The 26535-nt window shown below is 65.2% G+C and carries 20 protein-coding genes; 11 read left to right on the top strand and 9 right to left on the bottom strand.

The genetic code is table 11. The features are described from left to right. Window positions 1-251: 251 nt before the first annotated feature. Window positions 252-620, bottom strand: coding sequence for a hypothetical protein (locus ACLJEU_RS14290; RefSeq protein WP_414661772.1), 369 nt, complete (start codon window positions 618-620; stop codon window positions 252-254). Window positions 621-656: 36 nt separating this feature from the next. On the opposite strand from ACLJEU_RS14290, the gene rho reads away from it, so the two are divergent. The 5 genes from rho (at window position 657) to ACLJEU_RS14265 (ending at window position 8052) form a co-directional block, all read left to right on the top strand. Beyond that, window positions 657-2003 carry a transcription termination factor Rho gene (gene rho, locus ACLJEU_RS14285; RefSeq protein WP_414661773.1) on the top strand — a complete coding sequence of 449 codons (1347 nt, stop codon included), beginning with the start codon at window positions 657-659 and terminating at the stop codon, window positions 2001-2003. A 43-nt stretch (window positions 2004-2046) separates the two neighbouring features. Next, on the top strand, window positions 2047-3813 hold the full coding sequence (locus ACLJEU_RS14280; protein ID WP_414661774.1) for a GspE/PulE family protein: 1767 nt from the start codon (window positions 2047-2049) through the stop codon (window positions 3811-3813). Between the two features lie 31 nt (window positions 3814-3844). Continuing rightward, window positions 3845-4927, top strand: a complete 1083-nt coding sequence (locus ACLJEU_RS14275; RefSeq protein ID WP_414661775.1) for a type IV pilus twitching motility protein PilT — start codon at window positions 3845-3847, stop codon at window positions 4925-4927. A 95-nt stretch (window positions 4928-5022) separates the two neighbouring features. Next, on the top strand, window positions 5023-6720 hold the full coding sequence (gspE, locus tag ACLJEU_RS14270) for a type II secretion system ATPase GspE (RefSeq protein ID WP_414661776.1): 1698 nt from the start codon (window positions 5023-5025) through the stop codon (window positions 6718-6720). 141 nt (window positions 6721-6861) lie between these two features. Then, window positions 6862-8052: a type II secretion system F family protein gene (locus tag ACLJEU_RS14265; RefSeq protein ID WP_414661777.1), complete on the top strand. Its 1191-nt coding sequence runs from the start codon at window positions 6862-6864 to the stop codon at window positions 8050-8052. Window positions 8053-8149: 97 nt separating this feature from the next. Here the strand turns inward: ACLJEU_RS14265 and ACLJEU_RS14260 are convergent, their stop codons facing one another. Genes ACLJEU_RS14260 through ACLJEU_RS14250 form a run of 3 tightly spaced genes read right to left on the bottom strand, consistent with a single transcriptional unit; the run spans window position 8150 to window position 10486 of the window. Then, window positions 8150-9178, bottom strand: a complete 1029-nt coding sequence (locus ACLJEU_RS14260) for a 3'-5' exoribonuclease YhaM family protein (RefSeq protein WP_414661778.1) — start codon at window positions 9176-9178, stop codon at window positions 8150-8152. Between the two features lie 46 nt (window positions 9179-9224). Next, window positions 9225-9830, bottom strand: coding sequence for an isochorismatase family protein (locus ACLJEU_RS14255; RefSeq protein WP_457795219.1), 606 nt, complete (start codon window positions 9828-9830; stop codon window positions 9225-9227). Continuing rightward, window positions 9827-10486, bottom strand: a complete 660-nt coding sequence (locus ACLJEU_RS14250; RefSeq protein ID WP_414661780.1) for a metallophosphoesterase — start codon at window positions 10484-10486, stop codon at window positions 9827-9829. The genes ACLJEU_RS14255 and ACLJEU_RS14250 overlap by 4 nt, the downstream gene beginning before the upstream one ends. A 57-nt stretch (window positions 10487-10543) precedes the next feature. Here ACLJEU_RS14250 and ACLJEU_RS14245 point away from each other — a divergent pair, with 57 nt between their 5' ends. From ACLJEU_RS14245 to ACLJEU_RS14235, 3 genes are all read left to right on the top strand, one after another. Next, window positions 10544-11179: a hypothetical protein gene (locus ACLJEU_RS14245; protein ID WP_414661781.1), complete on the top strand. Its 636-nt coding sequence runs from the start codon at window positions 10544-10546 to the stop codon at window positions 11177-11179. 128 nt (window positions 11180-11307) lie between these two features. After that, complete coding sequence (locus tag ACLJEU_RS14240) at window positions 11308-11667, top strand: EF-hand domain-containing protein (protein ID WP_414661782.1); 360 nt, start codon at window positions 11308-11310, stop codon at window positions 11665-11667. A 181-nt stretch (window positions 11668-11848) separates the two neighbouring features. Further along, window positions 11849-12694: an amidohydrolase family protein gene (locus ACLJEU_RS14235; protein WP_414661783.1), complete on the top strand. Its 846-nt coding sequence runs from the start codon at window positions 11849-11851 to the stop codon at window positions 12692-12694. A gap of 267 nt (window positions 12695-12961) precedes the next feature. Here ACLJEU_RS14235 and ACLJEU_RS14230 read toward each other — a convergent pair whose 3' ends face one another. From ACLJEU_RS14230 to ACLJEU_RS14220, 3 genes are all read right to left on the bottom strand, one after another. Further along, window positions 12962-13852, bottom strand: a complete 891-nt coding sequence (locus tag ACLJEU_RS14230) for an amidohydrolase family protein (protein WP_414661784.1) — start codon at window positions 13850-13852, stop codon at window positions 12962-12964. A gap of 129 nt (window positions 13853-13981) precedes the next feature. Further along, window positions 13982-17143, bottom strand: coding sequence for a TonB-dependent receptor (locus tag ACLJEU_RS14225; protein ID WP_414661785.1), 3162 nt, complete (start codon window positions 17141-17143; stop codon window positions 13982-13984). 136 nt (window positions 17144-17279) lie between these two features. Next, the gene (locus ACLJEU_RS14220; protein WP_414661786.1) at window positions 17280-18665 is read right to left on the bottom strand and encodes a sulfatase-like hydrolase/transferase; all 1386 of its coding nucleotides are present in this window, start codon (window positions 18663-18665) and stop codon (window positions 17280-17282) included. A 119-nt stretch (window positions 18666-18784) separates the two neighbouring features. Between ACLJEU_RS14220 and ACLJEU_RS14215 the strand changes: the two genes are divergently transcribed. Then, the gene (locus ACLJEU_RS14215) at window positions 18785-20887 is read left to right on the top strand and encodes a redoxin domain-containing protein (protein ID WP_414661787.1); all 2103 of its coding nucleotides are present in this window, start codon (window positions 18785-18787) and stop codon (window positions 20885-20887) included. Here ACLJEU_RS14215 and ACLJEU_RS14210 read toward each other — a convergent pair whose 3' ends face one another. Beyond that, window positions 20888-21661, bottom strand: a complete 774-nt coding sequence (locus tag ACLJEU_RS14210) for an SDR family NAD(P)-dependent oxidoreductase (RefSeq protein WP_414661788.1) — start codon at window positions 21659-21661, stop codon at window positions 20888-20890. It lies immediately after the preceding gene. A gap of 250 nt (window positions 21662-21911) precedes the next feature. On the opposite strand from ACLJEU_RS14210, the gene ACLJEU_RS14205 reads away from it, so the two are divergent. Beyond that, window positions 21912-23123 carry an MFS transporter gene (locus tag ACLJEU_RS14205; protein WP_414661789.1) on the top strand — a complete coding sequence of 404 codons (1212 nt, stop codon included), beginning with the start codon at window positions 21912-21914 and terminating at the stop codon, window positions 23121-23123. 209 nt (window positions 23124-23332) lie between these two features. After that, window positions 23333-24814, top strand: a complete 1482-nt coding sequence (locus ACLJEU_RS14200; RefSeq protein WP_414661790.1) for a right-handed parallel beta-helix repeat-containing protein — start codon at window positions 23333-23335, stop codon at window positions 24812-24814. 105 nt (window positions 24815-24919) lie between these two features. On the opposite strand, the gene ACLJEU_RS14195 is transcribed toward ACLJEU_RS14200, so the two are convergent. After that, on the bottom strand, window positions 24920-26428 hold the full coding sequence (locus ACLJEU_RS14195; RefSeq protein ID WP_414661791.1) for a sulfatase family protein: 1509 nt from the start codon (window positions 26426-26428) through the stop codon (window positions 24920-24922). Window positions 26429-26535: the final 107 nt, after the last annotated feature.

Here is a 26535-nt window from a genome sequence, read left to right as displayed (position 1 = left end):
GGAAGCCGGCCAAGGTCGTGCGGGCCCGCCGTGGCGCGGCCCCCAAAGTGGAGCAGACGGAACTACCGTCGATGGGAGAGGTGCGGGAGAAACCGGTCGAGCGGGCACCCTCCCCGGCACCGGAACCCAGGGAAGCGCCGGCTCAGGCCCCCGTGTTTCGCGAACGTCCGCCGGAACCGCTGCCCGAGCGCGCACCGGAGCGTCCGCCCGAGCGTCAGGAAGCGCCGGCGGAACCTCGCATTTTTACTCCTTCAGATCGCTCCGCGCCCGAGGCGCCGGTGGATCGCCGTGACACTGACTCTTCCAGTACTTCGAACGACGCGAGCGGTTCGTCCGGTCGCCGTGATGTCTCCGATGGCGATCGGGTCCAGAGCAACGCCGGTCAGCCCCAGTCCCCGCAGGGCGGCGGTGGTGGTAGCGGCGGCGGTGGTGGTGGTGGCCGCGGTGATTGGCAAGGCGGACAACAAGGCCATCAGGGCGGTGGCCAGGATCGCGGTTTTTGGAAGCACGGTAAACGCAAACGCGGTCGCCACGGTGGCGGCGGCGGTGGCGGCCAGTGGCAGCCCCACGGTGGTGGCGGTGGCGGAGGAGGCGGAGGAGGTGCCGGCGGACGTGAACAACACCCGCCGCAGCCGCCGCCCCCGAGCAACACGCCGGTGTTCGGCGACCTGCCGAATCCGTCGCGCTTCAACGATCTCGCGGCGCTCGACACGCTGGCCGGCGAACTCTCCGCGGGCAGCGGCGACTCGCTCTGGCTGAATGAAATTTACGCGCGCACGCTCGCCGATCTCACGCGCTTCGCCCGCGAACTGGGCGTGAGCTGTGAAGGCGCGCCGAACCGGCGCCAGCTCATCAATGAAATCTTCAAGTTCGCCGCGGCCCAGAAACGCACGCTGCGCGATCTGGGATATATTGATCAGAACGATCGCGGTTCCTTTGTCGTCCACGAACACGTCAACTACCGGCTCTATCCGGAGGACGCGTTTCTGCCCGACAGCCTGGTCAAGCGTTACGGTCTCAAGCGCGGCCATCGCATCGAGGTGACCTTGCAGCCGCCGTTGGAAGGCGAGCGTTGTCCCTCCGTTATCCGCATCGATCGCGTCATGGGCATGGCGCCCGACGACATCGCGAAGGTCACGCCCTTTGAAGAGCTGGTCCCTTATTATCCGCTGAAGCGAATTCTGCTCGAGGACCCGGAAGTCGTGAAGGACGTCTCGATGCGGGCGGTCGACATCCTGACCCCGATTGGTTTCGGCCAGCGCGGTCTCATCGTGGCCCCTCCGCGGACCGGCAAGACCGTCCTGCTGCAGAACATCGCCAACTCGATTTCGGCGAACAGTCCCGACGTGAAACTGATCCTGTTGCTCATCGACGAGCGGCCGGAAGAGGTGACGGATTTCAAGCGTCACACGAAGGGTGAAGTGGTGTCGTCGACCTTTGACGAAACCCCCGAGAGCCATGTGCACTGTGCCGAGATGGTGATCGAGATTGCGCGGCGCCGGATCGAACAGGGCGAGCACGTGGTCATCCTGCTCGACTCCATCACGCGTCTCGCGCGCGCCTACAACGCGCTCGCCGGCAACCAGGGCAAGACCATGTCCGGCGGTCTCGAATCGAACGCGTTGCAGAAGCCGAAGCGTTTCTTCGGCTCCGCCCGCAACATTGAGGGCGGCGGCAGCCTCACGATCATCGCGAGCGCGCTCATCGACACTGGCTCCCGCATGGATGAAATCATCTTCGAGGAATTCAAGGGCACCGGTAACTCCGAGCTGCACCTCGACCGCGGCCTCGTCGAGCGCCGTATCTTTCCTGCGATCAACATCGATCGCTCGGGCACGCGCAAGGAGGAGCTCATCTATCACCCCGAGGAGCTCCAGCGCATTTACGGTCTGCGCCGCGCCATGCAGGGACTCGGTCCGATCGAGTCGATGGAGATGCTCATCACCCGGCTCAAGAAGACCAAATCCAACGCCGAATTCCTGATGAGTCTGGCGCCGAAATAAGTGCTGTCCGTTTCATGCCCCGCCTCAACCCCGTCCTTGCCTGATGATTCCCGCGGCTCCCCAACCTTCGTCGACGGCGGCGGACGATTTCGTCCTGCAACTGGCCTTGGATCGGCGGCTGGTGCTGCCCACCCAGCTGGCCGCCGCCCGGGCCCTGGTGACGGCGCACACGGGCGCCACCACGCCACCGCCCCGCGTCCTGGAATTGCTGATTCAGCAGGGGACGCTGACGTCCCGCCGCGTGGCCGAGTTGCTGGCGACGGAGTTTGGGATGCAGATGGCGCCGGATCTCACGAACGCCCGGATCACCGGCGACACGCTTGAACTCGTGCCTCGCGCCGTCGCCGCCCGGCACTGTTTGCTGCCGCTGGGCCGCGAGGGCAACAAGCTGCGGATTGCGATTTCCGATCCACTGGACACCGACGGCATCGATGCCCTCGGCTACATCGTCAAGATGCCCATCGAAACGGTGGTTTCGACGCCCGAGGAGATCACGTCGGCGATCGATCGGTTCTACGGCAAGGACGCGAACTCGATCGATGATTTGCTCAACGATCTCTCGGTGAAGGACGGCGTGGCTGAGGCGGCGGCGGTCGCGACCGAGCCCGGCGCTGGCGTCGATCCGACCAACACCGAGGCGGATGCTCCGATCATCAAGCTGGTCCATCAGATCATTCTGGAGGCGATTCACCGGCGCGCGTCGGACATTCACATCGAGCCGCTCGAGAAACGCTTTCGGGTCCGCTACCGTATCGACGGCGTCCTGATCGAGGTGGAGAATCCGCCGAAGCGTCTGCAGCTCTCGATCATTTCGCGGCTGAAGATCATGGCGAACATCAGCATCGCCGAGAAACGCATCCCGCAGGACGGACGCATTCAAATCGGTGCCGGCGGCAAGCAGCTCGATTTGCGCGTGTCGTCGCTTCCGACGGCCCACGGTGAGAGCATCGTGATGCGTATTCTCGACAAGGAAGGCCTGACGCTCGGCCTGCCGGAACTCGGCTTTCTCAGCGATGACGCCGCGACTTTCGAGAAGTTGATTCAGCTGCCCGATGGCATCCTGCTCGTCACGGGTCCGACCGGTTCCGGCAAGACGACGACGCTCTACGGCTGCCTTCACTTCATCAACAAGCCCGACCGCAAGATCATCACCGTTGAAGATCCCGTCGAGTATCAGCTCAACGGCATCAACCAGGTGCCGGTGCGCCATGATGTCGGCATGACGTTTGCGTCGGCCCTGCGCGCGATGCTCCGCCAGGCGCCGAACATCGTCATGGTCGGTGAAATTCGCGACTTGGAGACCGCCGAGATTGCGATCAACGCGTCGCTCACCGGTCACATGGTGTTTTCCACGCTGCACACCAACGACGCGCCGGGCGCCGTCACGCGCCTGATCGACATCGGGGTGAAGCCGTTTCTGGTGTCGACCTCCTTGCGCGCGGTCATGGCGCAGCGCCTCGTCCGGAAAATCTGCAAGCATTGCAAGAAGCCGTACGCGGCGGACGCGAAGGAGATTCGTTCACTCAACATCAACCCGGCCCAGGCCGAGTCCGCGACGTTTGCGAAGGGCGAGGGCTGTGCTTCTTGCAACGCCACCGGCTACCGCGGCCGGATGGGCATTTTTGAAATCTTCGTAGTAAACGACGAGATTCAGAAAATGATTTATGAAAATGTCGGTACATCCCGACTTAGGGAGAAAGGAAGGTCGCTAGGAATGCGTACCATGCGCGAAGATGGTGCCCGCAAGGTCACCGCCGGCCTGACGACGATCGAAGAGGTCGTCTCCATCACCGTCGGCGACGCGAGTTAACCGATCAACGCCACCACCCGTCCTTCCTCCCATGAGCTACGAAATGAACGATCTGCTCGACCTGATGGTCGATCAGGGAGCCTCTGATCTTCACCTGCAGGTCGGCCAGCCGCCGACGCTGCGCATCAGCGGCAGCATGACGCCGATCGACGGTCCGGCGCTCACGCCCAGCGACACCGAGAAGCTCATGCTCGCCATCACGCCCGACGGCCATGTGAGCAACGTGAAGCTCAACGGCGGCTCCGACTTCGGCTTCGCGTTCGGCGACAAGGCCCGCTTCCGCGTGTCGGTGCTGCGCTCGAAGGCCAACTACGGTTTGGTGCTCAGGCAGATTCCGTTCAAGATGTTCGGTCTGCGCGATATCGGCCTGCCCGACAAGATTCGCGAGCTTCTCTTTCGTCCCCGCGGGCTGATTCTCGTCACGGGCCCGACCGGCTCCGGCAAGTCCACGACGCTTGCGTCGATGGTGAACTACATCAACGAGGCCCGCGACGGCCACGTCATCACGATCGAGGATCCGATCGAATACTACCACAGCCACAAGCGCTGCGTGGTCACGCAACGCGAGGTGCACGTTGACGTGCCGAGTTTCTCCGAGGCCATTCGCCGCGCGCTGCGTCAGGATCCCGACGTCATCATGGTCGGTGAAATGCGCGACCTCGAGACGATCGAGGCGGCGATCAGCGCGGCCGAAACGGGTCACTTGGTGTTTGGCACGCTGCACACGAACAGTGCCGCGAAGACCGTGGATCGCATCGTCGATGCGTTTCCGGCCAACATGAAGGACATGATCCGCACGCAGCTGGCGTCGTCGCTGGTCGCAGTCATTTCCCAGGTGCTCTGCAAAAAGGTCGGCGGCGGCCGCATCGCAGCTTACGAAATCATGGTGAATACGACGTCGATCGGATCGCTGATTCGCGAGAACAAGACCTTCCGTATCCCGTCCGACATCCAGACCGGCGCGCACCTCGGCATGATCACGCTCGACACCCACCTGATGAGCCTGGTGAACCGCGAACTCGTTTCACCGGATGAGGCGCTCGAGAAGGCGCAGGATCCGAATATCATGCGCGAGAAATTCATGCAGCAGGGCATGAAGCTCCGGGAAATATGAGCATGATGCCTCCCGCCGAAACTCTCCGCGAGCGACCGCGTCTCGCCTGCGAGCCGTCTTGAGGCGGCGGGACGCCCGCGCTGCCCCACACTTTCATGTTCCCCAGTCACAGCCCTGCCATCTACGAATTCCTGAAGGAGCATCGCCTCGTCGAGGCGGCCCAGCTGGATGAGCTCAACGAGGAGCACAAGGCCACGGGCAAACCGTTGGCCGACGTCGTCGTTGACCTCGGCATCGTGGAGAAGGACGTCCTGCTGCGGCGCATCGCGGAACATCTCGGCTACGATTACGTGCAGGAACTGCCGGTGCAGTTTCCCGGTGAAGCGATCGCGGCGCTGACCGGCAAGCTGGCGCGCGACTATGGCGTGATGCCGCTGCAGGCCGACGACCAGAACATCGATTTGCTGGTTACGGATCCGTTCAACGCCCAGGCGGTCGACGACCTGACCTTCGCGCTCGATCGCAACGTCCGGCTTTATTTTGCGGATCCGGACAAGGTCGAGGTGCAGATCAAGCAGCACTACGGCGAGGACGAGGAGAGCATCGACGATCTCCTGCAGGAAATCAGCACAGGCAAGGTCGCGGCCGAAGCGGGCAGTCGCGAACTGTCCGAGCGCGACATCGAGTCGATGGCGGAGCAGACGCCGATCATCAAGTTCGTCAATCTGGTGATCGGGCAGGCGATTCGCGACAAGGCGAGCGACATCCATTTCGAACCGTTCGAGCACGAGTTCAAGATTCGCTACCGCATCGATGGCGCGCTCTACGAGATGGCGCCGCCGCCGAAGCAGCTGGCGCTGCCGATCCTTTCCCGCATCAAGGTGCTCGCGAGCCTCAACATCGCCGAGCGCCGCATCCCGCAGGACGGCCGCATCAAGATCAACATCGGCGGCCGCGCGGTCGATCTGCGCGTCTCGACCCTGCCGACGCAGTTCGGCGAGAGCGTCGTGCTCCGCGTGCTCGACCAATCGGCGGTGCGCCTCGACATCAGCCAGCTCGGCATGCCGCCCGACGTGCTCGAGGGCATCCACGAAATCGTCCGCCGGCCGAACGGAATTTTCATCGTTACCGGCCCGACCGGCTCCGGCAAGACCACGACCCTGTACAGCGGTCTCCGCATCATCAATACGGTCGACCTGAAGCTCCTCACCGCCGAGGACCCGGTCGAGTATGAGATCGAGGGCATCATGCAGGTGCCGGTGAACCCGCTTGTCGGGCTCACGTTTGCCGCGGCGTTGCGTTCGTTCCTGCGCCAGGATCCCGACGTCATCATGGTCGGGGAAATCCGCGATCTCGAGACCGCTCAGATTTCGATTCAGGCTTCGCTGACGGGCCATCTTGTGCTGTCGACCTTGCACACCAACGACGCCACCGGCGCCGTCACGCGCTTGATCGACATGGGAGTCGAGCCGTTCCTGCTCGCGTCGACGGTCGAGGCGGTGCTCGCGCAGCGGCTCGTGCGGCGGGTGTGCGCGCAGTGCAAGACCTCCTACGTCCCTGCCGACAACCTGCTCTCACAGCTCAATCTGTCCCGCGACAACATCGGCAGCCGGCAGTTTTATTACGGCAAGGGGTGCCCGACGTGCAGCCAGTCGGGCTACCGCGGCCGGATGGGCATCTATGAATGGCTGCGGATGACCGAGGCTGTGCGCGACATGGTGAGCCAGCGGGCGCCGACGCTCGTGATTCGCCAGAAGGCGATCGAGCAGGGCATGCGCACATTGCGCGACGACGGCCTGCGGGCCATCTTCGACGGCAACACGTCCATCGAGGAAGTGATCAAGTACACGTAACGCGCAAGTACACGCAACGCGGCTGCGTCCGACCCAAGCGGGCCCACGCTCCGACCCGGGTATGCTGTAACGTTTACAACGGTTCGCCGTCCTGCTCGATTCAAGTTCCGCGTCCTTCTTCCCGTCCCGCCTTCACCCACCATGGCCAAACTTTCCGTTCGTCCCGCGCCGGCCGCCGCGCCGCAGCCCGCCACCTTTGCCGCCAAGGCACCGGGCAAGGGTCCGACGATGACGTTTCCCACGGGGGGCGCGACCACCCGCAAGCGCAAGGCGATCAGTTTCGGCCGCCCGATCGACGCGAAGGGCCAGGCGGTGTTCACGCGGCAACTGGCTACGCTGGTGAAGGCCGGCATGCCGATCATGCGCAGCCTTGAGGTGCTGTCGCGGCAGGAGAAACGGCCGGCGTTCAAAGCCGTGATCGAGGAGTGCGCCGACACGATTCGGTCCGGCGGTAATTTTTCCGACGGCCTCGGTGCCAACCCGAAGGCCTTTGACCGGCTTTACGTCAACATGGTCAAGGCCGGCGAGGCGGGCGGCGTGCTCCAGACCGTGCTCGAGCGTCTCGCCGTGTTCACCGAGAAAGCGGTGAAGATTCGCAGCAAGATCATCGCCGCGATGGTGTACCCCGCGATCATCAGCATGGTCGCCGGCGGCATCATGTCGGTCTTGATGGTGTGGGTCGTGCCGAAGTTTCAGGAGGTGTTTTTCACCATGCTGAAGGGCAAGCCGCTGCCGTGGCTCACCTCCGTGGTCGTCGGTGTCGCCGACGCGATGCGCAAGAACATCCTGATGGTCATCGCCGTGGTCGCAGGCGTCTGTCTGCTGTTCTGGCTCTTCAAGCGTTCGGCCTTCGGAACCAAGGTCCTGCACTGGTTACTGCTGCGCATTCCGGTGCTCGGCGATCTCTTCCTGCGCGCGGCGATTGCGCGCTTCACCCGCACGTTCGGCACCTTGCTCGCTTCGGGCGTGCCGATCCTGCAGGCGCTCATCATCACGCGCGACACCAGCGGCAACGTCCACATCGCGAATGCGATCAACGTCGTCCACGATCGCGTGAAGGAAGGCGACAATGTCGCGAAGCCGCTCGAGTCGACGAAGATCTTCCCCGGCATGGTGACCAGCATGATCGAGGTCGGCGAGGAAACCGGTGCGCTGCCGGACATGCTCGTGCGCATCGCGGACAACTACGACGAGGAGGTCGACAACGCAGTCGACGCCCTGACCTCCATCATCGAGCCGATCATGATCGTGCTCATGGCCGTCGGCGTCGGCATCATCGTCATCGCGATGTTCCTGCCGATGGTGGAGCTGATCAAGAGCCTGTCGGCGTGAGCGCGCGCGCTCACGTAGTTGAAAGTTGAAGGGTGAAAGTTGAAAGACCGGGCAGGATGGAAACGTTATCGGGTCCGGCGGCTCGGGCTTTCAACTTTCACCCTTCAACTTTCAACTGTGCCGCCGCAGGCGGCACCTGCGGCACCTTCCGCGTAAGCAGCGGTGAGCTGAGTCCGGGCAGCCGCTCGGAAAATTCGTTGTCATCGCCTGCCTGCCGGAGCGCGCGTTGCACCATGCCCATCTTCGCATCGAGATTGTCGATCATCGAAACGAAGACCGCTTCCGGCGTCGCCGCATAGACGGCCGCGCCCCATTCGGGTTCGCCCTGGTGCGAGAGAACGATGTGCTCCAGCCGCTCGAGCCGTTCGGAATCGAGCCGGGCCTTGATGCCGTGTTTGCGCGCGAGCTGGTAGCCGAGCACGACGTGACCCTGCAGGATGCCGCGGCGGCTGCGTTTGGTGGCCAGCGTGCCTTCGTACTCGATCGCCTTGCCGGTGTCGTGGAGCAGGATGCCGGCGAGCGCGAGGTCGGCGTCGACCTCGGAGTACAGCGGCAGCAGCGCCTTGCAGGCCCGCGCCATGTGCACGGTGTGTTCCAGCAGCCCGTGTCGGTAGGCGTGATGCATCGCGACCGCCGCGGGTGACCAGCGAAACGTCTCGCCGATCTCCTCGAACACGCCGCGCACCGTCATGCGCAGCTCGTCGTGCGCGATCGCCTCGATGAAGGCCTGGAACTCTGTCCACAGCGCCACGGGATCCTCGGGCGGCGTCTCGACGAGATTGTCCAGCACGCCCGGCGCGCTCAGCTCCTCTTCACTCAAGGCGCTGGTTTTCCCCAGCCGTGGCGACAGCCGGCCCTGATAGAAGTCCACCTTGGCCTCGATCCGCACCACGCCGCCTTCACCGGCGGACTTGAGCGCTTCGAACGCGGCGCTGTCGTTGAACACCGTGCACGAGAACGATCCGGTGCGATCACCGAGCTCGACGCTATAGAACGTGTTCCCGTTGGACGCCGTCTTGGCCGCGAGTTTCTTGATCACGAGCACGCTCGCGAACGGCCGGCCGTTGTCGGCGACGTCGAGGGACTTCAGGTCGCGTACGATCAGGAGCGGAATGTCGTCAGGCATGTCAGCGGAAGGGAGCGGGAAAGGGAATGCGCGGGAGGCGTTCAGGTCACACCGCGACCGGGTCGGCGTGGGCTTTCACCAGCTGGGTGTAGCCGCGAAAAAACGGATGCGTGACGTCGTGCAGCAGGGCGTAGAACACGGTCTCGGCCGGCAGGACGTGCGCGCCGGCGCGGGCGAGGGCGTCGAGACAGGTGCGGGCGTCGTCCGCGCGCCGGGCGCCGACGGCGTCGCTCAGCACGGTCACGTGCAGGCCTTCCGCCAGCGCGGCGATCGCCGTCTGATAGACGCAGATCGGCGTTTCAATCCCACAGAGAATCAGGTGACGCACATGGCGCTGCACGATGATCGCGTCGCGAATGGCGGCGTCGCCGAGCGCCGAGAACGCGTTCTTGCCCCACACCGTCGCCCCCGGTGCGAGCGCGCGCAGGTCGGGCGCGGTGCCACCGAGTTTCAATGGGACCTGTTCGGTCAACGCGACGGGCAACCCAAGTCCCGCCGCGGCGGCGAGGGCGAGCGCGCAGCGCCGCTGGATCCGCGGGCCGTCCGCGACGGCGGCAATGAACACCGGCTGCATGTCCACGCAAAGCAGGAGCGCATCGTCGGGGACGCTGGAATCCGGGACCGGCACGGAGGGAAGGGCGGGAGAGGTCACGTCCAGTAACGTTGCCGGGCTTTGACCTGGAGGAAACGCTTTTCCGGCAACACAAACGCAGTAAGGTGGCCGCCCATCACGCACGCGGTGTCGATGCCGACCGACCACTTGAGTTTGTAAACTTCCGGTCGCGGCGTGTGGCCATAGACGACGAACGGCGGTCCGGTCCACAAGTCGGCCCAGAGCGGCGCATCGGGTTTGTCGGCGCGCTTCGCCGGCCGGCCTTCCTTGTCGATCACCTGGATCCGCGTCACCACCTCCGCGGGTTGTTTCTGCCACGGCTCGTTGGGCAGGAAGCCGCCGTGCACGAACACCGTGTTGAGTTCCGCTTCCTCGTGGGTCAGCGGCATCGCTTCGAGGTAGGCCCAATCCTCGGGCCGAAGCTTCTCAAACGTGTCGAGGTCGCCGTCCTTCAGCGGTTTCCTGTCGCCGGTGCGCCGGTATTTCAGCAGGCGCAACTCGTGGTTGCCGAGGAGCGAGATCGCGTGGTGCTCGCGGGCGAGGTCGATCACTTTGCAGCTGTCCGGTCCCCGGTTGACCAGATCGCCGACCAGAATGAGCCGGTCGTCCCGCGTCAGGTCCAGTCGCGCCAGCAGGTCGGCGAATTCGAGATGGCAGCCATGGATGTCGCCGATGGCGATGAGTCTCCCGTTCATGCGGCGTGAAAGTGCTAGCGTCCGCCGACTCCGGGAGTAAACAAGAAAGCCATGGAAATGCATCTCCAACCGCTGGCGACGACGTGCTTCGTCTCCGGTGAACCCTTCGTCGATGGCGCGCGGGTGGCCAGCTACCTCGTGCGTCAGGGCGCGGCGCTCGAGATCGTGCGTTTCGATCTGTTGGAGGCGCACGCGGCGACGTTCAACCCCGAGGGGACTTTGGCCTGCAAGTGGGTGCATGCCTTCAAGCACCGGGCCGCCGGCGAAAACGCCGATCGCGCGCTCAAGCTCACCGCCGAGAGTCTCTTCGTGGCGCTGGCGGATCCGACGACGGAACCGACTCCCGAGAACACGCGGCTCGTGCAATTTCTTGCGCTCATGTTGGAGCGGAAAAAAATCCTGCGCCCGCGCGGCCTGAGCGCCGACGGTCTGCGCAACCGGTACGAGCACGCGAAGTCGAAGGCGATCTTCGAGGTCCAGGCCGGCGATCTCACGCCGGAGTTCTTCGTCGCCGTCCAGGCGCAGCTCAGCGTGCTGGTGGGGACGCCGAAACCCAAGGTCGACGCCACCGCCGTGGCGGGTAAGCCCGGTGCCGAGGCCTCCCCTGTGGTCGCTGCGGCAGTCGCGCCCGAAATTCCGTCCGCCGATCCCGCGGCCGCGTCAGCGCCAGAGATCGTGCCAACGGCGGTCTGATCCGGGGAGCGCAGGCTTCCGGCCTGCCTTCCGAGTGATCGAATATCCCGGCCGGAGGCCTGCGCCCCCGAGTCGCGATTGACGTGTAACCGCAGGATTCAGGCGTCGTCATGCCGTCCACGAACCCTATGAAAAAGCAATTACTCCTCCTCGCGGCGGTCGCCGCTTTCATCAGCGTCACGTTGGAATCAGCAGCGGCCGACGGCGGCCGCAAAAAGAGTGCGTTCAGCAAGGCCGACACCGATGGCGATGGCAAAGTCACCCAGGCCGAGTTCGTCGCCGCGGCCAAGGGCAAGCGGGGCGAGGGCAAGGCAGCGGACGCCTTCGCCCGTCTCGACAAGAACAAGGATGGTTCGCTCACGCCGGAAGAATTCAAGGGCGGTGACAACGCCAAGACGGAAGCCGCGAAGACCGACGCCCCCAAGACGGACTCCGCCACCGCGACCACGGAGAAGCCGGCGGGTAAACGCCGGAAGCCGGCGAACTAATCGGTCGCGCGTTCGGTATCCTGGTTCAACGACAATGGGCGGTCCTGCGGGACCGCCTTTTTTGCGTCCCGCCGCCGCAGGTGCCTGACTTGCTTTGACACCCCGGGCATTCGCTTTTGGCTGAGCCAGCTGTTTCTCCCCCGATGCCTGCAGAGCGATGAGTACCCGCCCAACCCGTTCCGTGTCGTTTCCTCGCGTGGCGTCAGACTATGCGCCGTATCGGATCTGGGATTGCTACGGCATGCTGCCGCGGCTCGCGTCGCCGTCGCGCCCGGGCGCGACGGAAGCCTCGATTGAGGCGATGCTGCGACAACTGGATCGTTTTTCGATCGAGCGCTTCTGTCCGCTGCTACAGACCGCCGCCGCGCCCGGCAGCAAGGCCGGGGCGGACGACACGCCCGAAATGCTCCGCTGCCTTGAACGCTGGCGCAATCGACTCCTCGGCATTGCGACAGTGCATGCCACGGATCAGGCGCAGGCCCTCGCCGACATCGAACGCTGGATCAACGACGGGCCGATGGTGGGCATTTATCTGCCCAGCTCGGCCCAGAACGTCGTGTGCACGCATCCGAACTACGATGCCATCATGCGCCGGACGCACGCACTCGGCGGCATTATTTTTCAGCACACCTGGTTCAAGACCGGCGGCAAAGACAGCACCGGCGAATCGACTCCGTCCGAGCTGGCCGAGCTGGCGAGGCGGCACCCGGACATCACGTTCGTCTGCGTGCACGCCGGCGGGGAATGGGAGAAGGGCATCCGTGCGGTACGCGACTGCGGCAATGTCGTGGTCGAGACCTCGGGTTTCGATCCCACGGCTGGTTTCATCGAACTGGCGGTGCGCGAACTGGGCGCAGCCCGGATTATCTACGGCGGACATTTCCCCGGCCGCAGTTTCGGAACGGAACTGTCCAAGGTGGTGGGCGCGGAGATTTCCGAGGCTGATCGTTTTCTGATCTTCGGCGAAAACTTCCGCCGGCTGCTCCAGCCAATCCTGGCCCGCAAGGGGCGCTCGCTCGATCCCTGATTTCGCGGCGCCGAATCCCCGCGAAGCGCCCGCGATTCCGTTTCACGCCCAGCGCGACCGCTGGTCTCATGTCATCCCTTGGATGACAAATCCCGCCGCGAGCGAACGGATCTTTCGGGCGGCATCAATTCATGCCAATCGCTCCTTGCTTTTGGACTTCTGGATCGATCGTGGCTACGAGCGCCAGCGAGTGGCCGAACGGCCACTCGCTGGCGCTCGTAGCCACGGCTAAAGTCCAAAGGCAAAGAGCGATTGGTATCAGGACTGTCAGCCGGCCAGCAGTCGTCGTGGATTTTCGTCCAGCAGCGCGCGCGTCTCGGCCGCGGTCAGCGCGGACTCCTGCAGCTTGATCACCGCGGATTCGTAGATGAAAAACGGCGCGTGCGTGCCGAAGACGAGGCGACCCGCGGGAAGTGCTCGCAGGTGTTTGCCGACGCCGCCCGCCGTCTCGACCCGGGCGATATCGAAATGAACGCCTGGCGTCGCGGCCAGCCGCACGGCATGCGCACCATCGAGCACCTTGCCACTGTTGAGCAGTTGCACGCGCACCTTCGGCACGGCCGCGACGATCTCCGCCAGCGGCGCCACGTCGACGTCGGGCACCACCAGCAGCGGATGCTGCGTCCGGGTGTCCTCGAGCAGGACCGCGATCTGCACGAGCAATCCGCGCTCGGTGGCGATCTGCAGGCAGCGTTTGAAACGCGGATCCGCGAGCGTGTAGCCGTGATAGTTGGGATGCAGCCGCACGCCGGGCATGCGATGCACCTCATGGCAGCGGCGCAGATCGTCCTCCCAGTCGGGCAGCGCGAGATTGATGGCACCAAAAGGAAGCAGCCGCCCGTTGCTCCGACGGCAGCTGTCCGCCAGCCGCTGGTTAACGCCGGCGAGATCACGGTGCAGAATGCCTTCGAAACTTCCCGCCCAAGCCGTGGTGATCCCGTGCTCGCTCATTTTCTGCACGAGCGTGTCCGTTTCATCCAGCGGCAGCCGGCGAAAGGGCCAGTGAAAGAGGCTGACGTTGGTATCCACTCCGCTGATCGCCGCCTCGGCGGTGGGAACCGTGCGGACCGCGGATTGCGATCGAGCCGCCGGTGTCGTCGCGGCACTGAGCGCAGCGGACGACGTGATCGTGGCCTTGATGAATTCCCGGCGTTGCATGGTGAGTGATGGCTTTGACCGAGCGGAAAAGGGGACGTTCTCATCGTCCCCGCGCATCGAGGCGGTCAGGCGTCGTGGAAAAGGCGTGGATGTTTTCCTGGCAAATGCGGCGAGGTTTCCCCGGTCCCGTCAAAACGTCCCCTTCACTCCGATCGTCCAGAGCGACCCATAGCGTTCCATGAAGCGGAGCGTGGCGTGGTAGGGCGTGTTGGGGCCCATGGTCGTGCCGCGGTCGGCGACGTCGGTCACGTTGCGGAGATTCGCGAAGACGGCCACGCGCTTCCACACCGTGAACTCGCCGAGAATATCCAGCTTCGTGTAGCCAGGCGTATAGTTGAACGTGTCGGGCTCGATGCCGACGCCGGTGACGGCGCCCTGGTTCTGATCGGCGCGCCAGGTCCAGTTGAGCCGCAGGTTGTAGCGGGGCCGCGTGAAGCTCACGCCCCAGGCGGCGTAGCGGGGGATTTCGTTGAAGCCGGAGGCACCGAGAAATCCGGGCGTGGCGTTGGTCTTTGCGAGGCTGCCGTTGGCGAAAACCTGCAGGCCGCGCGCCCAGTGCGGGAGAAATGTGAGCGCCTGCCGGTAGCTGAAATCGAGGCCCTCGGTGCGCACGACATTTTCGAGGTTGCGCTGCGTGGAGACCTGGTACGGGCCGAACTCGGCGGGGTCGAGGTTGTAGAGTGCGAGGAACTCGGGCGTGGCGTCGAAGACCGTGGCGCCAAAAAAGTTTTGGAAATGGCGGCGGTAGGCGCCGATCGAGATCTGGCCGACGCCGGCGAAATAATACTCGAGCCGCACCTTCACGGTGTTGGCGGTCCAGGGTTTGATGGCGACGTTGTTGACGACGATCCGATTGGTGTTGCTCGGAACGTTGTCGGTGTTCGGCAACGAGACACCGCCGGCGTATTGGTTGAAGTCAGGCGGCCCGATCGAGGTGGAGACGGCGGCGCGCGCGATCAGATTTTCGCGGAGGTTGAACGTGACGTTGAGCGAGGGGAAGAGGCGCAGGTACTCCTTCTTCGCGTGCGCACTGCGCTCGAGAAACGTGAGCCGCGAGCTCGCGAGCGCGTCGGTCGTGATCGGGATGACGGCACCGGCGGCGTTGCGCAGCGGACGGCCCTGGGCGTCGCGTTGGACGTTGAGCGTGAGATCGGTGAGCGGGCCGTCCGCCTCGATGTTCGTTTGCTCGACGCGCACGCCGCCGACGAGGAGAAGCCGGCGGTCGAGGAGCGAGACATCGCCGCGGAGGTAGGTGGCGGAGACGGACTCCTGCGCGTGCTTCGAATTCGTGACGTTGCTGCGGTAAAGGTTGTTTTCGTCGAGGGTGAACTCGTTCGGGTTCTTGCGCCAGTAGGCGAAGACTTCCTTGTTATCGGGGTACTGGATTTGCGGAAAGCCGTAGGGCGCGAAGCGCGTCGAAAAGACGGGATCGAGGAAGCGGACGGCGGTGCCGTTGGTGGTGTTCTGGCGGCCATCGGCACCGACGTAGGTGTAGGTGGAGGTCCACTGGCGGGCGTCGCGCGAGGATTGGCGGAAATCGAGGCCGGTGCGCAGCGTGACGGGCACGCGCCAAAGAAAATCGCGGCGGGCGTTGGCGGTGGCGGTGAAGTTGATGTCGGAGGCGCGCTGCGGCGTGGAGGTGAGGGTGTTGAGCGAATAGTTTTCGAGACTGTACGGATCGAGCGGGCGGCCGGTGGCGTTGTCCGCGACGGTGATGATGCCGGGGCGGAAAAAGCCGGTGTCGGCGAAGCCGATGGTCACGCCGGTGCGACGCGAGCTGACGGCGAGGAAACGATCCTTGTCCATGTCGCGGATGGCGTTTTTCCCGTAGGCGCGGCCGGTGGCGAAATCGAATTTCCAGACCGGGCCGTCGTGGCGCCACGAGAAGGTCGGCAGGTAGGTGCGGTTTTCACGGATACGATTGTTGCCGTTGTTGAGCGTGAGCACGCCGGCACCGGCGACGCCCTGGACGGAGTTCGGCGAGATCGACGCGGCGACGATCTGGGTCGGCGCGAAGGCGAGCGTGCGCGCGGTGATTTCGCCGTCGAAGGACGAGTATTGATACGAGAGCGCAATGCGGTCCCGGGCCGAGAGGCGGAAATCAAGCGTGACGCCGAGGGAGTCGCGGGAGGATTCCTTGGGCGCGTCCTGAATCGTGAACTGCGACAGGTAAGGGCGGCCCGGCACGGTGTTGGGAAACGCGGCGCCGTTGGTGGCGGTGCCGACCCCGCGCCACACGTTCGTGACGCGGTCCTGGCTGGAAAATTGCGTGGAGCCGCCGGCGGCGATCGAGAAGCCGAAATTCTTGTTCACCGGCACAACCCAAGAGAGGTCGGCGCCGGGCCAGACCTTCTGGCGCGGGTCGCGGTAGAGCGTGGCGCCCTTGCCCAGGCCGCGGTAGTCGTCGCGCATCATCATATAGAGGCTGCCGTTGAACTCGGGGCGCGCGCGTTCGAATGAACTGCGCGGCACGAGATTCACGGCGCCGGCGAGGGCCTTGCCGGGAGCGTCGGGCGTGGGTGACTGCGAGACCTCGATGCGCGAGATGTTGTTCAGGTTGAAAAAGCCCACCTCGATCGCGCGGCCGGTGCCGGTCGGGCTGGAGAGGCCGACGCCGCCGATGGTGATCGGGGTGTTGGCGGCGGGGGCTCCGTCGATGGAGACCGTGCGGCCGTCGCCACCGCTCAGGTCGATGGAGATGCCGGGAAGGTATTTTAGAAATTCGGTGACGTTGCCCTCGGCGACCGCGCCGAATTCGTCGGTCGAGACGACGTTGCGGATGTTGGCGGCGAAGCGCTGGTCGTTGATGGCGAGGGCGGCGCCGCTCATCTCGCGCGATTCGCCCACGACGAACTTGTCCAGTTTCACCGTCGTGTCGTCCGCAGCCGTGGCTTCGCCGCGGGCCGCGAGCAGGGTGATGTCACGTTGCACGGTCTGGCCGGCGGCGACCGCCACGTCGACAATCTGCGGGGTGAATCCCGTGTAGAAAACCCGGATACGCGCGTTGCCCGCAGGCAGACCGGCCAGGAGAAAGTTGCCGTCGGCGTCGGTGAACGTGACGAGCGTGCCGCCCTCGACGCTCACGCGGGCGTTTTCGACCGTCGTGCCGCTGCGCGGATTGAACACGCGACCTTCAATCGTGCCCGCGGCGGCAGTCGCGGGCGGGGTGGCGGCGCTGGCGCGCGGCGAGGGCGTGGTGAACGCCGCGAGGAGCGCGAGGAGAGCGATGACGGTACGCGGGCGCAGCGACGCAGGGCGTCGACCCGGGGTGAGGGAAGGGAGTGCTTGCATGGGCGGGGTGGCCAGGAGGTGGTTCGAGGGCGAGCGAAACGGTCATGGCGACCGTCGGCAACGCATTACCTCCAGCGACGGAATAAATCCGTCCTGCACTTCATCGCTTCATTGCGGCGCTCCCGACGGTGCCGAACTACTTCGCCGCCTTTTTCTTCCCGCCCTTTTTGTTTTTGCCGCCGGCGGGTGCGTCCGGCGCGCTCGGCGGGGCCTGCTCGGCGCTCCACGTGTTCCACAGCGTCTGGAGTTCCCTGACCTTGGCGGGCTGGGCGCTCGCGAGATTTTTCGATTCACCGATGTCGCTGCTCAGATCGTACAGCTCGGGCTCAGTGCCGCCGCCCTTGGAGACCACGAGTTTCATGTCGCCGTGCCGCACCGCCCATTGCGGGCCGTAGCGCCAGTAAAGCGTGGCGTGCGGGCGCGCGGAGTTGGCCCCGGTCAGGTACGGCATCAGGTCGACGCCATCGAGCTTCCACGCGGGATCGATGCGGCCGCCGGCGGCCGTGACGACCGTGGGCAGCACATCGAGATTGATGACGGGAAGATCGTAGGTTTTGCCGGCGGGGATCTTTCCCTTCCACTGGGCGAGGAACGGAATGCGCGGTCCACCTTCGTACGTGGTCATCTTGAATCCGCGCAGCGGACCATTCTGCGAGGTTGTGCTCAGCGTGGGTCCGCCGTTGTCGGAGATGAAGAAGATGATCGTGTTTTCCTCCTGGCCCAGCGCCCTGATCTTGCCCAGGACCCGACCGATCGCGTCGTCCATCCCGGCCATCATGGCGGCGAAAAGTTTGCGCTTGGGATCGGTGATCGAAGGAAAGCGATCGAGGTACTTCTTGGGCGCCTCGAGCGGCGCGTGCTGGGCGTTGAAGGGCAGATAAAGAAACCACGGCGTGGACTTGTTTTTCTCCAGCCAGTCCACCGAACGTTCGGCATAGGCGTCGGTGGTGTAAAACGCCGGATCGGTCACCGGTCGCACGTCGTTTGAAATCCGTGAGTCGACAAAGTTGGTGGGGTGAAAGAACGGCGTGTTGTTCAGCGTGCCGTAGAATTCGTCGAAGCCGCGCTTGGTGGGCCGATAGTCTGGGCCGGCACCGAGGTGCCACTTGCCGACGGCGATGGTGGCGTAGCCGAGCGCCTTCAGCCGATCCGCGATCGTCACTTGATCGAGCCGGAGACCAGTTTGGTTTGCGACGCTGTTGAACTCGTGGCCGAACCGCGTCGGATAACGACCGGTCATGAGACCGGCGCGCGAAGGACTGCAATACGTCGCCGCGACGTAGCCCTGCGTGAAGCGCACGCCGTGGGTGGCAATCGAGTCGATGTGAGGGGTCGGGATCTCCTTGTTGCCCTGACATCCGAGTTCGCCCCAGCCGAGATCGTCGGCATAGAAGATAACAAGGTTCGGCTTGCCCGCGGCGTGGCCGTGCGTGGCAGCACCCAGAGCGAGCGCAATGGTCGCAACCAGGCGGAAAAATACGGGGCAGGGGGGCAACGGGTTCAAGCGACGGGAAGTAGTCATCGGAGAGGGCGGCAGAGGTTGTGGCCGGGGGGCGAACGGCTCCACGCTGCGACGCGCTCCCGGGTCTGTAAAGACCGACCTCGACGTAACGCCGCGTCCCGGTATCCGTCTGCAGTTCGATGCGCACCTCCCTGTCATTTTCCCTGATCGTGGTTGTGGCCGTGTCCGCATCGACCCTCGTCGTTGGCGGTGCGGAAAGAGAGGGGAAAGGCACTTCGCTCGAAGCCCGGTTCCGGCAGCTGGACCGCAATGCCGACGGCAAGGTGACACGCGAGGAAGCGGGCGATGCCGCCTGGTTTGACCGTCTCGATCGCGACGGTGATGGCAGCGTGACGATGGACGAAGTCCGGGTGGTGACCAAGACGCTGGCCCGGGCCACCTCCACGTCCGAACTTCCGGCTCAGTCGGATCACGTCACTCGCGAACCAGCCGAGAATTCGCCGCGGGTGGGACCGAAGCGGATCAAGCCGACGGAGGCGGGCGTGGGGCGGCGGGTGTCGAACTTCGCATTTACCGACATTGAGGGCAAGCCCGGCACCCTGGCCGAGTATCGTTCCGCCAAGGCGCTGGTGATTGCGCTCACCAGCACGAGCTGTCCGCTCACGAAAAAATTTGCACCGACTCTCGCGCGCCTCGAAAAGGAATTTCTTGGCCGGGGCGTGGTGTTTCTTTACGTGGTGCCGATTGCTTCCGACTCCGCCGCGGATATCCGCGCGGCCATTCGCGATCAGGGATTTTCCGGACGCACGGTGCAGGATCGCGACGGGCGCCTGGCCGCGGCCCTGGGTGCGAAAACCACGACCGAGGCCTTCGTGATTGATGGAGCGGGAACGCTGGTTTTCCGCGGAGCCGTCGACGACCAATACGGTCTGGGCTATTCGCTCGATGCCCCCCGTGAAACGTATCTGCGTGATGCGCTCGGGGCCGTGGTGGCCGGAAAAGTACCGCCGGTCGCGGCGACCGAGGCACCGGGTTGCGTGCTCGAACGCGCGGTGCCGCCGGCCGTGGCCGGAACGGCCGGGGCCCCGGTGACCTTCCACAACCAGATCGCCCGAATCGTGCAGAACAACTGTCTCGAGTGCCATCGCAGTGGCGGGGTGGCCCCGTTCAGCCTGGCGACCTACGAGGACGTCCGCGCGCACGCCGGGATGATTCGAAAACAGGTGGCGCGCGATGCCATGCCGCCTTGGTTCGCCGCCCCCGCCGCGCCTGGAGAGGCATCGCATTGGATCAACGATCGCTCGCTGGAGCCGGCCGACAAGGCTGCGTTGCTCACCTGGCTGGCCGGCGACAAGCCCGTCGGCGATCCCGCCGACGCCCCGCTCCCGCGGACGTTTCCCGAGGGCTGGAACATTGGCCAACCGGACACGGTGCTGGAATTGCCGCGAGCGGTGGCGATCAAGGCGGATGGGGTCATGCCATATCAAGTGCTGCGCGTGGAAACCCGTTTTGCGGAGGACCGCTGGGTGCAGGCCTACGAAATCCAGCCGACGGCGCGCGAGGTCGTGCATCACGTGATCGTCAAGGTGCACGCCCGTGGTTCCGCTGCCGCCGCAGGGACCGATGGCAACGTGGCGTCCGAGCGCGAGGGCTATTTTGCGGCGTACGTCCCCGGCAATGCGCATGCGATCTTTCCCGCTGGATTCGCGAAGAAGATTCCCGCCGGTGCGACGGTTTCGTTCCAGATGCATTACACGCCGAACGGCAAGGCGACCACCGACCAGACCCGGCTCGGGCTTGTTTTCTCCGCCGCGCCGCCGCGTCACGTCATCCATGTCGCGGGTCTTGCGAATGGTCGGATTCGGATTCCGGCCGGCGCGGCCGATCATCCGGAAACGGCCGGCCTGACGCTGCCTTTTGATGCGACGCTGCTGGGCTTCATGCCGCACATGCACGTGCGGGGGAAGGCCGCCCGCTACGAGGTCGTGCTGCCTGATGGAGTCCGCCGGGTGCTGCTCGACGTGCCGCGCTATGACTTCAACTGGCAGCTGCCGTACCATTTCGCCGAGCCGCCCACGTTGCCGCGGGGCAGCCGGCTCATCTACACGGCCTGGTATGACAACAGTGCGGGCAATCCCGCCAATCCCGACCCGACCAAGCTGGTCCGCTGGGGCCCGCAGACGTTCGATGAAATGATGCTCGGCTACGTCGAGTACTACGTGCCTGGGGAGCGCAACGTCGCGATGAAGACGACCACGCCGACGCCCCGCACCGAGGAGTGATCACGCGTGCATCACCTGGCCGCCGTCGATGTTGAGCGTCTGGCCGGTGATGTTGCGCGCGTGTTCTGAGGCGAGGAACACGGCCATGGCGGCAAACTCCTCCGGCAGCTGCCAGCGTCCGAGCGGCGCAATCTTGCGGATCTTCTCCTCGGCCCATGCGGTGTAGGTCTGGCGCTTGGACTCGGGAATCGCGCGCTGGCCGGCGGCCCAGACGGATTCGTTGAGGTCGGTGCGCACCATGCCGGGAGCGAGGGCGTTGGCGCGCACGCCGTGGGGCGCGAGATCCTTGGCCGCGCACTGCATGAAATTAATCAGTCCGGCCTTCGCGGCGCTGTAGGGCGGGTCGGTGGGCGAACCGACCTGGCCTGCGACCGAGGTCAGGAAAAGCAGCGAGCCGCGGCCGCGGGCGGCCATGCCGGGAGCGAACGCGTGCGCGGCGTTGACCGCGGCGGTCAGGTTGATCTCGAGGACGCGAGGCCAGTCGCTGGGTTCGAGATTCCAGAACGGATAGCCGAACTTGCCGGAGCCGGCGCCGACCGTGAAGACGACGTGATCGACGTCGCCACAGCTGGCGGCAAACGCCTTCACCTCGGCATACGAGGTGGCGTCTCCGCTTCGCAGTTCGGCGGCGCCAGCGAGCGGACGCGGCTTCGGGTCTCGATCGAAGCCGTGGACGCGGCAGCCCTCGGCCACGAAGCCCTCGGCGATGGCGCGGCCGATGCCGTTGGCGGCACCCAGGACCACGACCGTTTGACCCGTCAGATTCAACTGCATGGCCGTGATGTGGCAGGGTGCGACCGAAGTGAGAAGGCTGAATGCACGTTGCGGTGAAATTCCTGCGGGTAACGAGCGACCGTGAGCGCAGGCGGTTTGCTTGCCCCGGGAGCGCAGGCGTCCCGCCATCAACTCAGCGGGCTTGGCTGGGCGTGATGCGTGACCAACCTGATCGTTTGCAGGCGGGACGCCTGCGTTCCCGGCCGACGCCTTGACCCCGCCGCCTTCGACCCGATGCTGGCCGGTTTTGATGAACGCACTGCGGCGGCATTTTGTTTTCGGATACGCCATTCTCGGCGCAACCGGCCCGTACCTGCCGCAATTCCTGCGCGCGGATCGCGGGCTCGACGATCGCAGCATCGGTCTCGTCCTGGCGGTGTCGCAGCTGCCGGTGTTTCTCTCGCCCGTCCTCATGACGTACCTTGCGGACCGGCACACGAACCCGCGGATGCTTGCGTTGGCGACGACCGGCTTCGCCGGACTGGCGCTGATCGCGTTGAGTGCGTGGCAGAGTCTGGGCGGCGTCATGCTGGCGTCGGCCGCCTACAGCTTCGCCCTGGCCGCGCTGTTGCCATCCATGGACGGACTTTGTTTTGCCTGGATCAAGCGGCGCATCGTCGCGGGTGAGACCCCGCCGCCGTATCATCGCTTCCGCATGCTCGGCACCGTGGGCTACATCGTGCCGGCGCTCGTGCTGCTGGTCGTGCTGCGCGACGATCGCGGCCTCGCGTGGGTCATATACACGGCCGCGGCCTTTGCCGCCGTGGCGGCGTTGAACAGTTTCCTGCTGCCGGATCCGCGCGATCGGTCCGCCGTCGCGCCCGTCTCCAAGCTTCCGACCATGGACGCCCTGCGCGTGATGTTCTCGCGACGCTGGATCTGGCTCTCGGTTGCGCTGGGGCTGTTGCAGGTCGGCAACAGTTGTTTCTCCGCCGTGTTCCCGGTGCATCTCACGGAGAACCTCGGTGTCGATGCGCGCTGGCTCGGTCTCATCTCGAGCCTCGGCGTGTTGTGTGAAGTGCCGCTGATCTTCGGTCTGGGCTGGTTGACGGGGCGGTTCGGCCTGCGGCCGATCATGCTGCTCGGCGCGGGAGCGGCGATGATTCGTCTCGGCGTGCTGGCCGCGGTTCCGCTGGCCGGCGTGGCGATCGCGGCGCAAGTGCTGCACGGCTTCGTCACGCTCGGGACGCTGATTGCGCCGGTGGTGTTCGTGAACCGGCTCGCCGGCGACGGCTTTCGCAACTCCATCCAGGGCGTGCTCGCCGTCGCGGTGTACGGCCCGTGCAAACTGGTCGCGCCGTTGCTGAACGGCTGGCTCGCGCAGATCGACGACCGGCTCGCCTTCGGCACGAGCGCGGCGCTTGCGCTCGTAGCGGCCGGCCTGCTCTGGCGCTGTGTGCCCGACGGGCCGGAGGAAGGTGCGGTGGTTCATTCGCCAACGACATCTCCCACGCGTGGCTGAACTGCGGCGAGGGAGAGGTCCGCCCGCGAATCACGCGAAGGGACACGAATGAGCAGACGGAAAAATGGATCAAACCCTGCGTGCAACGACTGGGTGTTGGGTGAAGTCTCAGCTCTGGTATTCGCGTCTGTTCGCGTGATTCGCGGGCGACGGTATTCCCTGCGTCTGTTTTCGGTTGATTCATAACGGGGCGGCGGCGTCGATGCGGCATGCGCTTTCAAGCCGTCGAGGTCCGGTTGCGACGAGGAGTGGTCGGTGCGTTGCTCGTGCTGCTGGTCACGGGCTTCTTCGTGCTTCCGCCCGTGCAGGCCGCGGACGTCAAGGCCTTCGGAGCCGTCGGTGACGGCCAGGCCGATGATACGCCGGCGGTGCAGCGTGCGCTGACCGCGGGCGGCAGCGTGCACTTTCCCGCCGGCGTTTTCCGGCTCACCCAAACGGTGACCATCGATCTCGATCGCACGGGCTTCGTTGCGCTTGTCGGTGATGGCACAGCGCGGATCGTGATGGCCGGCGCGGGTCCCGCCTTCAAGTTTGTCGGGACGCATGCGGGCAGCGCGGATCCGGAACAGTTCAAGCCGAATGTCTGGGCGCGACAACGGACGCCGCGCGTCGACGGACTCGAGATCGTCGGCGAGCATCCCGAGGCTGACGGCATTGAAGCCAGCGGCACGATGCAGCTCACCGTCACGCATGCCGTGCTGCGCGAACTGCGGCATGGCATCCACCTGACGGTGCGGAATCGCAACGTGCTGATTGCCGACACGCACATCTACCGGCTCCGGGGCGTCGGCATCTATTACGACCAGGTGAACCTGCACCAGTCGAACATCACCGGCTGCCATATCAGTTACTGCGCGGGTGGCGGGATCGTTTCGCGGGGCGGCAACGTCCGCAATGTCCACATCGGGAATTGCGACATCGAGAGCAACATGACGAAGGGCACGCCGGCGACGGCGAACATCCTGCTCGATTCGTCCGGCGGTTCCATCGGTGAGGTGGCGATCACCGGCTGCACCATCCAGCACAACAGCGTCGGTCCCCACTCCGCGAACATCCGCATCCTCGGCCGCGGCCATGAGCCGGCGCTCGAACGCCGCACCGGATCGGCGGCGACGCAGGAGGGCCACGTCACGATCACGGGCAATGTCCTGAGCGACGTGCAGGTGAATATCCATCTGCGCGATGTCCGCGGCGTGACGATCACGGGAAACACGTTTTGGATGGGTTACCAGCACGACCTGCTGGTCGAGGACAGCAGCAGTGTTGTCGTCGGCGCGAACAACTTTGATCGGAATCCACGTTACAACTACGGCAGCTCGCAGGACGCGAACGGCGGGATCGTTTTCCGCGGGACGCGGGACTCCACGATCACCGGCGTCCATCTCAGCGGCGCCTGGCGGAAATCCGCGGCGCTTTTGCTGGAGAAATGTGAACGGCTCCATCTCGCCCAGTGCACCATCCTCGACAGCGACGGTGTGGGCATCTGGCTGCAGGACACCGGGGGCACGCGCGTATCCGGAAACATGGTGCGCGACGACCGCAAGGACCGGACCGCTGCGCCGTCGCTGCGCGTGACCGGCGGACGCGGGAACTGGATCACGCAGAATCTGCTCGGCCAGGGCGCGGAAATCGCGGCCGGTACGGCCACGGCCGAGGGCAATCACACCGTGACCGATTCCCTGCCGCGGTGAGGCAGTTCAGGCGGCGGGCCTGGTCCGTGGCTACGAGCGCCAGCGAGTGGAAGTCGGCCACTCGCTGGCGCTCGTAGCCACGACGATGGCGGCCGGCGCGGCCGATCACCGCACCTGGCCCTTGGCGCGAATCTGCGCGAGCAGCGCGGTCATGGCGGCGACCCGGGCCGGTTCGTCGGAGTAGCGATTTGTTTTCTGCGCGAGATCGCGGCTGAGATCGTAGAGCTCGCCGGGCTGGTCGTGCGCCGCGTAGCCGTTGGCCGGATCGAACCAGGCTGGCACCTTCGTGACCGCGCCGGTCCGGGCGGCAACGAGCAGCCACTGGTCCTGCCGGATCGCGTAGCCGTTGGCATTGGTGTTGTGCACGATCGCATGACGCGGGCTCGGGGCGCGCGATTTCCAGACCGGGAGCAGGTCGTGGCTGTCGTCGGCCGTGCCCGCCGGGAGCGTGAACCCGGTGATGGCGGCGAGCGTGGCCATGAGGTCGACCTGGCTGATCAGCGCATTGCTGATTTCGCCTTTGGGCACGATGCCCGGCCAGCGCACGACGAACGGGACGCGATGGCCGCCTTCCCAGAGATCGCGTTTCACGCCGCGCAGCGGACCGGAGCTGCGGTGTTCGAAGTTCTGGATGCGGGGATACGCATAGTGCTCCGGGCCGTTGTCGGCCGTGAAGATGACGAGCGTGTTCTCCGCGAAGCCATTGGCCGCGAGCGCGGCGAGCACCCGGCCGACCGTTGCATCCGTCTGCTCCATGAAGTCGCCGTAGCCGCCGGCCTTGGACTTGCCGGCGAACTCCGGCGTCGGGACGATCGGCGCGTGCGGTGAGGTGAACGGGAAATACAGGAAGAACGGCTCCTTTTGGTTTCGCTGTTCCTGGATCCAGTTGACGGCGCGTTCGGTGAGCCGCGGCATCACCGCGTGGAAATCCCAGCCGGCCACCATCGGGCCCGGGCGGGCCTCCCAGGTGCCTTCGGCGGTGGTGGGCGTGAGTGTGAGCGGCGCGTTCGGCACCGTCATCACCCGGTCGTTCTCGAACCAGGTGTACGGCGGAAAATTAGGCACGTCGTCGCCAAAGTAATAGTCGAAGCCCTGATCGCGCGGACCGCCCGGAATCGGTCGGCTCCAGTCGAAGGCGTCGGGGGCGTATCCGGTTTTCGGATCAGGCTTGGCGCCCGGCCGCTTGATGGCGTCCCAGTTCCAGCCCAGATGCCATTTCCCAATGCACGCGGTGCGGTAGCCGCGTTGCTTGAGCATCTCCGGCAGCGTCAGCTCGGCGGCATCGAAGACCGACGGACCGAAGCTTTGCACGATGGCGTGAAATTTCCGCCAGTGAAAGCGACCGGTCAGCAGCGCATAACGACTGGGCGAGCAGATGCCGGATGAGCTGTGGGCGTCGGTGAAACGGAGCCCTTCCCGCGCCAGCTGGTCGAGGTGCGGCGTGCGGATGCGGGAGCCGGGATTCTGGATCGCAAGATCGCCGTAGCCCATGTCGTCGGCGTAGAGGATGACGATGTTGGGCCGATCCGCGGCGCGTCCCGGCGCGGCGAATACGGTCAGAAGCAGGGCGACGAGCAGGCAGAGGCGGATACGCGGGGAGGTGAGGGGTGGCACGCGCCCGTTGAAACGGGAAACTGCGGGAGCGGCGAGACGGATTTCACGCGCACGCGCAGGAGCCGTGTGGGTCTCGAATGACTCACCCGGGAGCGCAGGCGTCCTGC

The sequence above is a fragment of the Terrisphaera buseokensis genome, assembly GCF_047521145.2.
Lineage (GTDB): Bacteria > Verrucomicrobiota > Verrucomicrobiia > Opitutales > Opitutaceae > ER46.
This window is presented reverse-complemented; position numbering and strand designations above follow the sequence as displayed.